The organism is Martinezella hainanensis (assembly GCF_900094555.1).
In the GTDB taxonomy this organism is placed as follows: domain Bacteria; phylum Pseudomonadota; class Alphaproteobacteria; order Rhizobiales; family Rhizobiaceae; genus Rhizobium; species Rhizobium hainanense.
On record NZ_FMAC01000002.1, the window covers coordinates 121,985 to 135,780 of the forward strand.

Annotated in this window: 15 protein-coding genes; 9 read left to right on the plus strand and 6 right to left on the minus strand. The window is 59.9% G+C overall.

The window, feature by feature from the left end:
* Positions 1-218: 218 nt before the first annotated feature.
* The 3 genes from GA0061100_RS07025 to GA0061100_RS07035 all read left to right on the plus strand — a co-directional run bounded on the left by GA0061100_RS07025 (position 219) and on the right by GA0061100_RS07035 (position 3,239).
* A complete protein-coding gene (locus tag GA0061100_RS07025) occupies positions 219-1,772 on the plus strand; it encodes a sensor histidine kinase (RefSeq protein ID WP_075852044.1) in 1,554 nt (517 codons plus the stop codon).
* A complete protein-coding gene (locus GA0061100_RS07030; RefSeq protein ID WP_075852045.1) occupies positions 1,744-2,781 on the plus strand; it encodes a peptidoglycan-binding domain-containing protein in 1,038 nt (345 codons plus the stop codon). The genes GA0061100_RS07025 and GA0061100_RS07030 overlap by 29 nt, the downstream gene beginning before the upstream one ends.
* A gap of 98 nt (positions 2,782-2,879) precedes the next feature.
* Positions 2,880-3,239, plus strand: coding sequence for a DUF1491 family protein (locus GA0061100_RS07035; RefSeq protein WP_075852046.1), 360 nt, complete (start codon positions 2,880-2,882; stop codon positions 3,237-3,239).
* A 7-nt stretch (positions 3,240-3,246) separates the two neighbouring features.
* On the opposite strand, the gene GA0061100_RS07040 is transcribed toward GA0061100_RS07035, so the two are convergent.
* Together GA0061100_RS07040 and GA0061100_RS07045 are read right to left on the minus strand one after the other, a co-directional pair.
* Positions 3,247-4,254 (minus strand): DUF2336 domain-containing protein, encoded by a 1,008-nt coding sequence (locus tag GA0061100_RS07040; RefSeq protein ID WP_244557780.1) that lies wholly within the window; start codon positions 4,252-4,254, stop codon positions 3,247-3,249.
* A 457-nt stretch (positions 4,255-4,711) separates the two neighbouring features.
* Positions 4,712-4,918, minus strand: a complete 207-nt coding sequence (locus GA0061100_RS07045; protein ID WP_075852047.1) for a hypothetical protein — start codon at positions 4,916-4,918, stop codon at positions 4,712-4,714.
* A gap of 524 nt (positions 4,919-5,442) precedes the next feature.
* Here GA0061100_RS07045 and GA0061100_RS34805 point away from each other — a divergent pair.
* Complete coding sequence (locus GA0061100_RS34805; RefSeq protein WP_167459816.1) at positions 5,443-5,610, plus strand: hypothetical protein; 168 nt, start codon at positions 5,443-5,445, stop codon at positions 5,608-5,610.
* Between the two features lie 161 nt (positions 5,611-5,771).
* On the opposite strand, the gene GA0061100_RS07050 is transcribed toward GA0061100_RS34805, so the two are convergent.
* The 3 genes from GA0061100_RS07050 to GA0061100_RS07060 all read right to left on the minus strand — a co-directional run bounded on the left by GA0061100_RS07050 (position 5,772) and on the right by GA0061100_RS07060 (position 9,335).
* Positions 5,772-6,320, minus strand: a complete 549-nt coding sequence (locus tag GA0061100_RS07050) for a DUF1254 domain-containing protein (RefSeq protein WP_075852048.1) — start codon at positions 6,318-6,320, stop codon at positions 5,772-5,774.
* A complete protein-coding gene (locus GA0061100_RS07055; protein WP_075852049.1) occupies positions 6,313-6,900 on the minus strand; it encodes a DUF1214 domain-containing protein in 588 nt (195 codons plus the stop codon). The genes GA0061100_RS07050 and GA0061100_RS07055 overlap by 8 nt, the downstream gene beginning before the upstream one ends.
* Before the next feature lie 215 nt (positions 6,901-7,115).
* A complete protein-coding gene (locus GA0061100_RS07060; RefSeq protein ID WP_075852050.1) occupies positions 7,116-9,335 on the minus strand; it encodes a transglycosylase domain-containing protein in 2,220 nt (739 codons plus the stop codon).
* A gap of 167 nt (positions 9,336-9,502) precedes the next feature.
* On the opposite strand from GA0061100_RS07060, the gene GA0061100_RS07065 reads away from it, so the two are divergent.
* Complete coding sequence (locus GA0061100_RS07065; protein ID WP_075852611.1) at positions 9,503-9,991, plus strand: YcgN family cysteine cluster protein; 489 nt, start codon at positions 9,503-9,505, stop codon at positions 9,989-9,991.
* Here GA0061100_RS07065 and GA0061100_RS07070 read toward each other — a convergent pair.
* On the minus strand, positions 9,969-10,298 hold the full coding sequence (locus tag GA0061100_RS07070) for an MmcQ/YjbR family DNA-binding protein (RefSeq protein WP_075852051.1): 330 nt from the start codon (positions 10,296-10,298) through the stop codon (positions 9,969-9,971). The two genes, GA0061100_RS07065 and GA0061100_RS07070, sit on opposite strands and share 23 nt — an antisense overlap.
* A 156-nt stretch (positions 10,299-10,454) precedes the next feature.
* Between GA0061100_RS07070 and GA0061100_RS07075 the strand changes: the two genes are divergently transcribed.
* The 4 genes from GA0061100_RS07075 (at position 10,455) to GA0061100_RS07090 (ending at position 13,764) form a co-directional block, all read left to right on the plus strand.
* Positions 10,455-10,763: a Dabb family protein gene (locus GA0061100_RS07075; RefSeq protein ID WP_075852052.1), complete on the plus strand. Its 309-nt coding sequence runs from the start codon at positions 10,455-10,457 to the stop codon at positions 10,761-10,763.
* Between the two features lie 565 nt (positions 10,764-11,328).
* Positions 11,329-11,583 carry a hypothetical protein gene (locus GA0061100_RS07080; RefSeq protein ID WP_075852053.1) on the plus strand — a complete coding sequence of 85 codons (255 nt, stop codon included), beginning with the start codon at positions 11,329-11,331 and terminating at the stop codon, positions 11,581-11,583.
* A 122-nt stretch (positions 11,584-11,705) separates the two neighbouring features.
* Entirely contained in the window at positions 11,706-12,377 is a 672-nt protein-coding gene (locus GA0061100_RS07085; protein ID WP_069616084.1) for a response regulator transcription factor, read from the plus strand.
* The gene (locus GA0061100_RS07090) at positions 12,367-13,764 is read left to right on the plus strand and encodes an ATP-binding protein (RefSeq protein WP_075852054.1); all 1,398 of its coding nucleotides are present in this window, start codon (positions 12,367-12,369) and stop codon (positions 13,762-13,764) included. Before GA0061100_RS07085 ends, GA0061100_RS07090 begins: the two co-directional genes overlap by 11 nt.
* Positions 13,765-13,796 lie beyond the last annotated feature (32 nt).

The following is a 13,796-nucleotide window of genomic DNA, read 5'->3' on the forward strand; positions in this document are numbered from 1 at the left end:
ATGAAAGCCTTGCCATAAAAGTTAACGCGCGGCGGAAATACGAATAAAATCCGTTGCTTACCCGCTGTTAACCACAAAAAACAAAGGCGCCTCATTCTGCATCAAAACGGGATTTTGGGGCCTTTTCGGCGGCTCGGCGCGTTCCTTCTTTATTCTTTCCTTAAGTCGGCGGGGCCTATTGTGCAGTCCAATAAGTGACCGTTTTGACGGGTTGTAGTGTGCGCGTATTGAGTGACATTTCTGTCGGGGCTGCAGCCTTCGTGGACCGGGTAGGCCGAAGCTGGCTCTCCCGGACGAGCGGGGATGGCGAAGTCCGTGGGCAGGAACTGGCGATCCTGCGCCGGCTTGCGCTTGCTTCTTCCGTTGCGCTCTTTGCCGTTCCGGCGGGTCTTTCCCTCGTCACCAGTCCGGCCGTGGCACTGCCTGCCGGCGTGGCTACGGTCTGCGCCGCTTTCCTCTTTTCGGCCGTCGGTAGCATCGCGTTGTCGCGTCAAAGGCCTGCCCTCCGTCCGGCAGAGGCGGTCATCGTCGAGCACCGCGATCTGATGCTGGAGTCGGCCTTCGGCCTCGTCCTGCTGCTTGATCCTCAGGGCAATGTGACCACGGTCGGCGGTCGTGACCGTACGGAATTCCTGAGCTGGATGCGCGACCCCACCGGGCGCGGCTTCGTCGAACAGATCCATGTCTCCGACCGGATCGTCTTCTTGCAGGCTGTCGATGTGTTGCGCCAGGGCAGGGATGCCCATGGTGCCGATTTGCGCCTGGAGCGTTCGGCGGTCGCCAGCAGCGATGAGCAATTCGTCCATGTGCGCATGGAGTTGACCGCCCGCCGCGATGGCGAGGGGCGCCTGACGGCAATCGTCAGCCAGCTGCGCGATATCTCCCAGGACCAGCAACTTCGTGAAGATGCGGCGCGCAAGGCGGCCGAGGCGGAATCGGCCAATGACGCCAAGTCGCGCTTCCTGGCTGCCGTCAGCCACGAACTGCGTACTCCACTCAACGCGATCCTGGGTTTCTCCGATATTCTCAGCGGCGAATATTTCGGCAAGCTGGAAAACGATCGCCAGCGGGAATATGTCGGCCTGATCCGCCAGTCCGGCGCGCATCTTCTGTCGGTCGTCAACACCATGCTCGACATGAGCAAGATCGAGGCTGGCCGCTATGAGCTGCTGCTCGAATCCTTCGCGATCGAAGACACCATCGCGACATGCGAAGCAATGCTCGGCCTGCAGGCGAAGGAAAAGGGGCTGACGCTCACGAGCCGCATCCAGCGCGGCCTCGGCGAGATCGTCGCCGACCAGCGGGCCATCCAGCAGATCCTCATCAACCTCGTCGGCAACGCCATCAAGTTCACCGATGCGGGCGGTGCGATCACCATCGACGCGGCCCTTGCGGATGGTATGCTGAAGCTGTCGATCGGCGATACGGGCATCGGCATTGCGAGCGAGCGGCTGGCCTCGCTTGGCCAGCCCTTCGTGCAGATCCAGAACGATTACACCCGCCGTTACGCCGGCACAGGCCTCGGTCTATCGTTGGTCAAGGGCCTCGTCGGCTTGCATGGCGGAAACTTCTCGATTGCCAGCGCGCCGGGTGAAGGCACGGTCATTACCATCCTCATTCCCTTCGACGGCTCCGGTGCCGTGACGATGCAACAGCCTGTGGATGCTAATCGTCCTGTCGATTTTCCGCCGCGTCTGAAACATACTGTGGAGATAGACGAAGGGCGAAACAAGGAACTGATGAATGGCCCCGCAAAAGCGAAAATCGCCTAAGGGAAGAGGAAAGGGCAAGCGCAAGCAGCCTGGCCTTGCTTCCCGTGGTGCGGTTGCCCTTGGCAGCCTGAGCCTGCGCGGCAGCACCGCGCTGGGCGGCCTTGGCCTTCGCGGTGCTGGTGCGCTCGCCGCCGTGATCGGCAGTGCGGTCGGTCGTCATCCCGCAATTGCCGGCGGCGTCGCACTCTTCTTCGGGGTTTTCGGCTTCGTCACCGCAAATGCGCTCTGGTATCAGACGGGCGCGCATCCATCGCCAATATTGCGCACCCGCGATCCGGTGTCCCCCTATCAGATCCCCGGCCGCAAATCCTTCCTGCACGCGCAGCAGGCCGATGCCGGCAATGTCACCACGTTTCGGATCGAACGACAGGATTCGACTTCCGATCCCGCCACGCCGTCGCCAACCGGGCAGGCAGCAGGCGCAGCCGCAACACAGTCGTCCAGCACGCCGTCGAAGCTCATTGCCGATATACAGGCCGAACTTATTCGTCACGGCCTCTATGATGGCGCCGCCGATGGAAAGCCGGGATCCCGCACGACATCGGCCATCCTCTTCTTTCAGGAGGCGTCTGGCCTTGCACAGACCGGCACGCCGACGCCGGAGCTTCTGGCCGCCCTCAAGGCCAGCAATGCCGCCAATGCGCAGGCAGCGAGCGGCAGGGCGAATACGGCGGCCGCCGTTCCCACAGAGCGCCCCGTCAATGTTTCCGCTACGGCGGACGCGATCGATCCGGTTGCCGCCGCCATCCAGAATGCCGAGAAGAATATCAGGACCGGCGCCGTCGTGGCCAAGGCAACGCCAGGCGATGCGGTCAACAAGGTGAATATGGTCATGCAGATCCAGAAGGGTCTGAGCAACATTGCCTACAGCAATGTCAGCATCGACGGCGTTGCCGGAGAGCAGACGAAGGCGGCTATCCGCCGCTTCCAGAAGCACTATCGCCTGCCCGAAACCGGCGAGCCGAACATGGCGGTCCTCAAGAAGCTGCAGGATATCGGCGCGCTTTAAGGCGGCCACGCAAGCGCCGATCGTCACCTTGGTAATGACCTAAGCTCAGCAGGTGCCTTCAATTTGCGTTGGCAGGCCTGCGCCGTTATAGCTCGCACATGAGATTGCGCAGCGATATCTTTGTTTCCGCCCTTATCCGCCGCCTGTTCGCCCGTGGCGATTTTGCTGCTGTCGAGCACAAGGGCGAGGAGCAGGCGGGCGCGATCTTCATCCGCCAGCGCTTCCGCGATGGATCGGAAACCCTCTATGCGCCGGCGCCACAGAGCCTGTTCGATGAGGAGGAGAGCGGAACGCGGCTTTTTGAAACGCGCATCGACCGCAGGGATCCGCAGGAAATCCGCGAAACGCTCGATCGCGAGCTGAAATTCGATCCTGATTTGTGGGTCGTCGAACTGGAAACGGACGATATCGGCGATATCGTCCCTTTAGCCGGTTTGCGCGCCAATCCGCTGGATTGAGCCGTCTCTACCGCCTGTTTGCCACGCGCAACTCGCGGACAGCCCCGGATTTCGCGCCGAACAACGGCGCTGCGGGTGGCTGGGCCGGCTTCTCCTGCGGCAGATAGGTGTAGCTGTCGGCGCGACGCCATGCCTCGACGCGCGCCTGGCTTTCTTCCGTGTCGATATCGTCGAGTACCAGCCATGCCCGGCTGACACTGCCATGCCGCTCGGCCAGATGCGGATAGAAGCGCTCGAGCGAGTAGACGGCATCGGCGATGCCCATGCCGAGGCTGACGAGCGTGACCGCGAGCTGTTGCCCCGAAGTATCGAGCAGGATGCGTTCCGCAAGCCAGTAGCTGGAGGAGAGGGCATCGGCGAGCGTGGTAGCAAATTGCGCTGCGTCGCGCTCGCGCGCAAAGCGGACGAGCAGTGCCTCCTGCGTCTCGCTGAGGCTGCGCAGACCGAGCCGGTCGCTGTCGTCGCGGGTCAGATGACGCGCAGCCTGTTTGATCTGCTGGCGCAAGATTTCTTCGCGTGATTGCCGTTCGGTTTCTGCCGTCTCGGCTTGAGATGAAGCGACATCCGCTGGCTGCTCTTGCACGGTCATGCCGCGTTCCGGCTCGGCCTGATGCAGACCGACGAGCGCGTCTATGACCTTGGGAGAGAGGGATGACCGACGGACGATTGCCCGCGCATGGGCGGCCCCTTGCGTGCGGGCGATAGTGATGAGTGTGTCATCGTCGATCGCCTGCGAACTTGTCAGGAAGGGCGCGGCAATGGCGATCGGCTGACAGCCGATGAACAGAGCAACGGCTTGCGGCACGGTCTCGCATTGGGAGAGAGCGGCAACCGCCTGTCGCTTTGCCTCGTCCGAAGACGCCTGGAAAACGGGGGTGAAAAGCTCGGCGAACTGGCGCAGTTCCGATTTGGATGGATGGCCCATGCCTTCGAAGCTGGTGATGGTCGCCATCAGAACCACGTCCTTCTTGCGGACAGTCGCAGGCTCTTCAAGATCTCGAAACCGATCACGCACGCCAACACCCATACTGATACGCTGAACAAAAAAGCAGGGAACCCGATGGTCGACCAAGCGTTTCGCCTCGCCTCATTCCAGTCGCGCCGGGCAGCCCTTTCGGTGAAGAGGGCGTGTTCGGCAGCGCTTGTCGAAACGGGTTTGGACACGGTCGTCCTTATCTGGCTTTCGTGAAAGACTAAGGCCGCCAGGGTTAATGGTTCGTGAAAACTTTATTAAAATCCGAATAAAAATTGCGCGTTAAGCTTGCGCGAGGCGGGCAGCAAGGTTTTGGCCGCATACGCTGCGGTTTGGTGCGTAAAGCCTGCCTGTGGAAAACCTTTCTCGGCATACACGACCGATGCGGGATTCAATCTAAGGGTGCATGTCGCGGCAAGGTAGTCGAAGACGATACTTATCACGCTTGCGAAGCGGATATTGGGCTCCAGCCGGCCTCTTGGTGTGAATGGGGAATGTCTCAGATGCCCTTATGCTCGCGCAAGGCCGCGAGCAGCTTTTCCGAGGTATTGTAGCCTGATTGAAAAAGGCCGATTGCCGCGGTAGCCGCGAACTGGGCTTCGGCACTTTTAATATCTATCCGCTTTTCCAGACACCACCCGTCCAGCGCTTTGCGCAGGACTGTGACATCCTCCGGTGAAAAGACGGAACTGCCCGCCGCAAACATAGATCGCCCTCGAATTTCGACCTTACATTACGTTAATTTTTCGTGAGCGCAAATAATATTTGCGTGACGCTTTTCTGCAACGCAGCGCTCATGCTTTCCATTTGCCCGCTGGGTCATATTTTTAATTAAGAATATGATATTGCTAGATTTTATGGCGAAAACGCTTCCTGTAATTTTTCAACGGCCGATGAAACCAAACCCGCCGCTACGGCGTTAATAGAGTATGACGAGTGATGCCGAGAATGACGAGCGACGCGAATTAGCATTCTGTTAACTGCGATATGTCTGAATTCCGATTGAAAGCAGCCATTGGCAGAATGTGATCGAGTGTAAGGACAGCATGGAAGCCGAAAATCGGTGCCCATGCCACGGTGTAAGGGAAATGCCGTGAGAAGGCGCGGATGCCTCCATTGAAGCCCAAAGATAAAGGCTGGAATGGTGGGGAGCGCTAGCCCGCTTCAGTGGCGGGCAGGGTGAAATCAAGTCGCAGGTTCATCCGTCTCGAGACGTTAATGGAGACGAGAATGGCAAAGATCATATCTCTTTCGGATTGGCGATTGCGCCTGCCACCGCGCGCCCAGAAAGAGCCGGTGGAGGCAAAGATACTTTTGTTCACCGGCGTGCGTTACGAACATCTTGATACGCCAACGCATCGCCCGGGAGCAGGCCCGAAGCGGGCAAAGGGGAAGTAAGCGCTTCAAGATATGCAAGCGCATGGCGAGTACATGCGCGCCTGCCAGTTGCCGCTGTAATCCAGCCGGATAGCGCCTGCTGCGGCACTCGTTATGGATCAGCCAGTTCCTGCCGTCTAACTCTCGATCCAGGGTTTCAACCCACGATCTCAGCCCAAGTCTCAGCCATTGTCGAATTCGTCGCAGCCGGCCTCGGAGAGGAATTCTCGCGCCGCATCGTCGAAGCTTGCCTGAGGCGCCATGGTGCGCAGTACCGCATAGCCCTGGGCTCGTGGCACTTCCACCAGAATCGATTGGGCAAGGGCAGGTGGTAGTGCCTTGCGTATGCCAGTCAGCTGGACGGGCGATGCAAGCAGCAAATCGAGCGTCCCGCCGACCGATGTGCGGTCGCTCATGCTGAACACCTCATTGGATGCCGCATCATAAATGGCGAGCGACCAGAATGGCACCTTGCCCTTCGCGGTCAGATGAACGGGCGTATCCTCGATGTCGAAGGCGCAGACGGCGGTGCGGATATAGGGATCGGTGTTGGAAAGCCCAGCATCGTCATCCTTGTTGTCGAGCATGTAGAAATGGTTTTCGTCACCCTCGTCCGATACACGCGTATAGGCGTCCCGGTCGGAGAAATGCGGCAGCGACAGAATGATGATGATATGCAGCAGTACCGCACCGAATATGCCGGTCAGGATGGCGAAGACGAACCTAAACATTGCCGCACCCGATCTTCTCGAGTTTCGGCATGCCGAGATCGATCAGGCCGGAATTGCTGGCCGCGGGCGAATCCAGGAGCGTCCATACCAGGCGAAAATTGCCTGTGGGCGGCAAGGCGAGCCAATTGCCCGCCTGGGCATTGGATGAAACGGTGATGTTGAAGGTCGAATCCGGCTTGCGCAGCACCACCCAGGAATTGATGGTGGAGGGGCGACCGGCAGCGTCCTCGATCGGCCGACCATCATTGCCGGCGATGAAGAGGGTCCAGAGCCTTGCTGGCGGCGTCTGGCCGCTGATGCGGTAGGTACAGCTCGCCGTCAATCTGGTGCCGCTGTCGTCATCGGAAGCGGTAAAAACCAGCCCCTCGGCCGTGCCGTAAAGCAGTCGCCCGGCGCGCGCTCTATGGGATTTCGCATAAGGGTCCGCATCCGCCGTCTGCATTTCGGGAAAAGCCTGCCAGGCGCCAAGCTTGATCGCGCCGAAGCCGGAGGTGGCATCCAGCGCCAGAAGCGTGAACACGATCCCGCCGCCAAAGGCGATGACAAGCGAAAGCGCAACAAGAAGGGGAACTCGGAACACCCTAGGATCGTCCTCGTGACAAATCAGTGTCGATTTATTCCTGATTCTGGCAGTAGGGGGAAGGGCAAGCCGCTATTTACGGCTGTCTTGAGAGCAATGGCTGGGATCGGGAACGGCAACGGGCTTCCGAAACACCGGCTTCCGTCCGTTGGTTTGAGGGCAGATTTGCTGCCGTCATCTGCATCACACCGCGGTACGATTTCCGTGCGGATGGATCACTCAGGCGACGCCGCGCTGCGGCGCTCCGCTGTCGCCACTTTCTGTACGCCGAGCGGTGTCGCGGCCTTCAGCCTTTCGCCGATATCGCGCAGGATATTCGTGGAATCCACCGAAAGCGAACGAGGCCGCACCAGCGGCGGCAGGCCGCCATTGGCGGGGTCGGCGGGTTTCTTGGCCGCAACTGTTTGCGGCTTCTGTACCGGGAACGGGTTGGCGATGCCCGGGATCGGCTTCAGCACGATGCCCTGATTGGCGTAATCCATGATCTTCTTGAAGGTCATGGCCGGCAGGGTGCCGCCCGTCATGTTGTTCGTGGACGTATAATCGTCATTCCCGAACCAGACGGCACAGGTGTAGTTGCCGGTAAAGCCGATGAACCAGGCGTCGCGATAGGCCTGCGTGGTGCCGGTCTTGCCGCCGACCACGATGCCGTTGTCGAGGGCTGCCTTGCGGCCGGTGCCGATCACCGGAACCTGCGTCAGCATCTGGTTCATGTAGGACGTGGCTTTTTCGGTCAAAATCCGCTTCGCAGGTGCTTCGTCGCGGCTGAAATCGTAGAGCACCTTGCCGTCATAGCCGGTGATCTGCTCGATGCCATGGCGGCGCGATTGCATGCCGTTGGCTGGGAAGACTGCATAGGCTGTCGCCTGGTCGAGAACGGTCACTTCAGACGTGCCGATCGGAATGGTCTTGTCATTGCGGATCGGCGTTTCAACGCCCATGGCCTTGGCCATCTCACGGATCGGCTGGATGCCGAATTTCTCCTTGGCGAGCCGCACGGGGATCGTGTTGATCGACTGCGTCAGCGCCTGGGTGAGCGTCACCTTGCCTTCGTAGCGGTTCTCGTAGTTGTGCGGGCTCCAGTTGCCCCAGCTGATCGGCGCATCGACGATGGTGGATGTCGGCGTCATGCCGTTCTCCATCGCGACCGAGTAAGTATAGATCTTGAAGGATGAACCCGGCTGGCGCAGCGCCTTGGTGGCGCGGTTGAACTGGCTTTCGCCGTAGTCGCTACCGCCGACCATGGCGCGCACCGCGCCGCCGCTTTCGATGACGACCGAAGCGCCCTGTTTGGCCTTGTAGCGCTCGCCGAACTCCATCAGGCTGGATTGGACGGAATCCTCCGCAGCCTTCTGCAGTCCCATATCGATGGTGGTGCGCACGATCAGCGAGCGCTCGGGGAACCGGTTTGAAAGCCGCTGCACCTCGTCGAAGGCCCAGTCGAGGAAATAATCCGGAGATTCGATCTGGGCACGGTCCACGACCGAAGCAGGGTTGCGCCGTGCGGCGATCACCTGTCCCTCGGTCATCAGCCCGCTTTGTACGAGATTGGACAAGACGTCGTTGGCGCGGGCGCGCGCCGCGGGCAGATTGACATGCGGCGCATATTTCGCAGGCGCCTTGAAAAGGCCGGCGAGCATCGCCGCTTCCGCCAGATTGACGTCGGTAATGCTCTTGCCGAAATAGAACTGCGCCGCCGCCGCCGCGCCGAAGGTGCCGCCGCCCATATAGGTGCGGTCGAGATAGAGGCTCAGGATCTCCTTCTTGGAGAGATTGGCCTCGAGCCAGATCGCCAGGAAGGCTTCTTTGACCTTGCGTTCGATGGAACGCTCATTGCTGAGGAAGATGTTCTTGGCGAGCTGCTGCGTCAGCGTCGAACCGCCCTGGACGACGCCGCCGGCCTGCGCATTGACGGTGACTGCGCGGAACAGGCCGATGACATCGATGCCGAAATGGTCGAAGAAACGCCGGTCCTCGGTCGCAAGCACCGCCTTGATGAAATAGTCCGGCAGTTGGTCGACCGGCACGGAATTTTCGTGAATGATGCCGCGATGCCCGATGACGTTGCCGTAGCGGTCGAGGAAGGTGACGGCGAAATTGCCGCGATTGCGCCAATCGCCCTGGGTTGCCTCGAAGGCGGGCATGGCGAGCATCAACATGACGACGGAGCCGGCAGTCCCGAGCGTCAGGCCTTCACCAAGCAGTTCGAGAAGAATGCGCTTCCAGCCGCGAACGCGGAAGCGGCGGAAGAAGATGGTGATCTCTTCCCATGCCTCGGCGAGGCCAAAACCGGCATTCCACAAAGTGGAGTCGATCCATGAATCGAGGCGCAGAAAGAAGTAGCGCTTCCGACGCCGCGGCTTTTCGGCCCCGTTATCCCTAGGCGTCTCGGGCTCCGTCTTCGGCCCGTTTTCTGGATTGGATGGGTCTTCCACGCTCTACTTCCCGACCACATTACTGCCGCGTGTCTCCTTGTGGCACACGCAAAGCCCATTATCTCATAGAACGGCTAATTGAATAATTGGTTGATTTAGAGAAAAGAACAAGAGACATGCATGCCGCAGCCCGAATTCCCCTTGGCCGGGCGGCGAGGACGACGATGATGACAGACGAGATACCCTTCTGGAAAAGCAAGACCCTGACGGAGATGACTTCGTCGGAATGGGAGAGCCTTTGCGACGGCTGTGGCCTCTGTTGTCTCAACAAGCTTGAGGAGTGGGATAGCGGCGATGTTTATTTCACCTCGATCCGCTGCAAGCTGATGGATGGTGAAAGCTGTCGTTGCACCAGCTATCCGAACCGTTGGGATTTCGTGCCCGATTGCGTGCAGCTGACACCAGAGAAGGTGCCGGAGCTGGAATGGCTGCCGCCCACCTGCGCCTATCGCCTCGTCAATGATGGCCGCGATCTCTACTGGTGGCATCCGTTGATATCAGGCGATCCGGAGACGGTGCACATTGCTGGCGTTTCCGCCCGAGGCCGCACGGTCAGCGAGAACGATGTCGATCTCGACGATTTCGAGGACTATGTCGTCGACTGGCCGTTGACCGTTGAAGACGACATGATGCCTAATCCTCCGGCAAAGCCATAGATTTCGGTGCTACGTCCCGCCATGCGCGGCGCACCAGCATCCTGACCTCCTCATCGTCGGCATCGTGGTGGGAAAGCTGCGTCCAGCCCTTCAGGCCCCAGCCGCCGGTCACAGGAGCGACGTGCGTCGGTGAGGTTGCCAGAGCTATCTGCTGCTGGTCCGGCGTCAGTTTGACGACGCAGAAATCCGGTCCCCGGAGTGTCATGAAGATCTTGCCCCGCACGCGAAAGTCACGGGTGTCGAAATGAGAGCCCTCTGCCGTTTCCGGCAAGCCAAGGGCGAGCGATATGAGCTCTTCGTCGGTCATGGCCGCGACAATATCATGTCCTGCCGCCTCGCGAAAAATGGCAGCTCGCACAGGGTGCGACCAAACGGTCTCGCGGGTGAGATAGTCAGTTTATTGAACTGAACTTGTCCACATGGTATCGCGCCTTGCCCTCGCATATGTACAAGGAGCCGCCGCGTGATCCGTCATATCGTCTTCTTCACCGTTCCCGATCGCGCCAAGCTTGAGGAAGTCCGTTCCGGCCTCTCGATCCTTACCGCCATTCCGCACGCGCGGCTTTTGGAGATCGGCACGAACGTCAAGACCGATCAGCTCGGAACCGAAGTCGATCTCGTCGTCTACGGCGAATTCGACGACGAAGCGGCATTGGCAGCTTACAAGGCCCATCCGAATTACCAGCGGTCCATCGAGCGCGTTCGTCCACTGCGCGAAATGCGCATTGCTGCAGACTACGAAACGGTGACGGCCGTCCGTGAACCTTTCTGAACGTCGGGCGCCGGACAGGACCATTTCCTGCCAGCCATTTCAACGGATTCGGCACGCGAGCGGAATCGGATTGTTGGCGAGCGGATTCTCGGCTTGAGGTTCTTGAATCAACTTTTGAAGCCCCGGACTCAACTTGAGAGGAAATTGCGGCAAGCGATTCAAAGGACTCAAGGAAATCGCCACGCCTTATGTCGATAAGGCGCCTGCAGGCCGGTTGCATTGGCCACGAGCGGCGACGTTTCATGTCGCATCCATGAGCCGATAGTAAGCAGGAATGATTAAAAATGGCTAAGCCTGCCGCCTCGAGCATGGTGCCCGCGAACCCGAATATGTAACGAGTCAGGTATATCGCCGATAGATTGTATCGATGCAGCGCGCTGAAACGACAGTCGGTTGCTGTCGCGACGACGTTGCGACTTCGAATTCAATAATTTCAATGCCTTGGCGTCTCGGTCGGGCGATCCGTGCGCCCGGCTGGCCGAAAATTACGGCCCATTCATTTGCCATTCAGACGTGTTTGGGTAAATAATCGACCAAGTTAATATCCCTGTGGGAAGTCCGAAGCATGGCCTCATTTTCAAGCATAGCAGCAGCGGCCCTCGTTCTGGCCGGCTCGTCTGTTCTGCCGGCGCCAGCGCCGACGTCGACCCTGGTCGCCCGCGCCAACAGCGATTGCAGTGAGGCAGCTGAGGAGGTCGTGGCCAAGACCGGCGGCCAGCTTCTCTCGGCACAACCGTCCGGCGACAGCTGCATCATCACCGTTCTCGTTCAGGGCAACGGCCAGCGCCCGCGCAAAGTGACGATGAAGGTTCCGATGTGATGCGAGGCATTTTGGCACCAACCTAAAGCCTTGAATCTCACACAAAATCTTATTGTTTCCGTGATTCCACTGCAGCACGATTTACAGTACTGTTTCTCGAACCGGGGAAATTGGATTCAGACATGCGCATTCTCATAGTCGAAGACGATATCAACTTGAACCGCCAGCTTGCCGAGGCCTTGAAGGAGGCGGGCTATGTGGTCGATACGGCCTTTGATGGCGAAGAGGGGCATTTCCTCGGCGATACCGAACCTTACGACGCGATCATCCTGGATATCGGCTTGCCTGAAATGGACGGCATCACCGTGCTTGAAAAATGGCGTGGTGCCGGACGCACCGTGCCGGTACTGATCCTGACCGCCCGCGACCGCTGGAGCGACAAGGTGGCCGGCATCGATGCCGGCGCGGACGATTACGTCGCCAAGCCTTTCCATGTCGAGGAAGTGCTCGCGCGCATCCGTGCGCTCATCCGCCGCGCCGCGGGTCACGCCTCTTCGGAAATCGTCTGCGGCCCGGTGCGGCTCGACACCAAAAGCTCGAAGGCGACCGTTGACGGCAAGCCGCTGAAGCTCACCTCGCACGAATACCGCCTGCTTGCCTATCTCATGCATCACAAGGGCGAGGTCGTCTCGCGTACCGAGCTGGTCGAGCATATGTACGATCAGGATTTCGACCGCGATTCCAATACGATTGAAGTTTTTGTCGGACGCCTTCGCAAGAAGATGGGCGTCGATCTGATCGAGACGGTCCGTGGCCTTGGTTACCGAATCCAAGCTCCGACCAATGCGAATTAAGTCGCTCACCGCGCGCGTCCTGCTGCTGACCACACTTTGGTCGGCGGTGGCGCTGGTGGTGATTGGCCTCGTCATCTCCAATATCTATCGCAAGAGCGCCGAGCGTGGCTTCCAGGATCTCCTGCGCGCCCAGCTCTATAACGTCATCAACTCGGTGACGATCGGCGATCAGGGCGCCTTGGCCGGCAGCCCGCAGCTCGGGGACCTGCGCTTCGCGCAGCCGAAGACCGGTTGGTACTGGATGGTCGAGCCGCTCGGTACCTATACGGCGACACCGCTGGTCTCGCCGTCGCTTGGTGCGTCGAACCTGCCAGTGCTCTCGGTGCTGGAGGCGCCCTTCGACAAGAACTACGAGCGCTACTACATCGTTACCGATGCCTTCGGAAACCGGGTGCAGGTGGCCGAAACCGAAGTCGTGCTCGATACGGACGGCCGCGCCGCGCGTTTCCGCGTGACCGGCAATGTCGCCGTGGTCGAGGACGACGTGCGCAATTTCTCCCACAGTCTCTATTTCGCGCTGGTCGGCTTCGGTGTCGGCAGTCTGATCGTCAATGCGCTCGCCATTCTCTACGGTCTGAAGCCGCTCGATAAGGCGCGCGCAGCGCTGGAACGCATCCGCGCCGGCGAGAGCGAGCGACTGCAGGGCGATTTCCCGCGTGAGATCCTGCCGCTCGCCAATGAGATCAATGCGCTGATCGACAGCAATCGGCGTATCGTCGAGCGCGCCCGTATGCAGGTCGGCAATCTCGCGCATTCGCTGAAAACGCCGATCGCGGTACTGCTCAACGAATCCCGTGTCCTTGAGCGATCACATGGTGATCTGGTGAAGAACCAGGCCGAGGTCATGCAGGGGCAGGTGCAATCCTATCTTAATCGTGCCCGCATCGCCGCCCAGCGCGAATCCGTACTGGCGCGCACCGAAGCCGAGCCGGCGCTGGAACGGCTTGTTCGCGTCATGCGGCGGCTGAACGCCGACAAGGAGTTCGAACTTTCCGTCTCGCCCAATCTGGCGCTCGCCATGGAGCAGCAGGATCTGGAGGAGACAGTCGGCAATCTCCTCGAAAATGCCGCCCGCTTTGCCGAACACAAGGTGCGCCTGAGCGCAAACGAGGCGTCGGCCGAGGTCAAGGGCCTCGATCCGGCGCGGCGCCACTGGGTGGAACTGATTGTTGAGGACGATGGCCCCGGTCTGGAACCGGATCAGATCCGCGAAGCCATGAAGCGCGGGCGCAGGCTGGATGAAAGCAAGCCCGGCACCGGGCTTGGCCTGTCGATCGTCAGCGAGATCACGAATGAATATCAAGGCCGTTTCGAGCTCTCCCGGGGCACCTGGGGCGGGCTTCGGGCGAGCCTAATTTTGCCGGGCCTGACGAAGGATGTTGCGTGAGGAACGGCATGATGCCAAAAAGACGTTGTGGG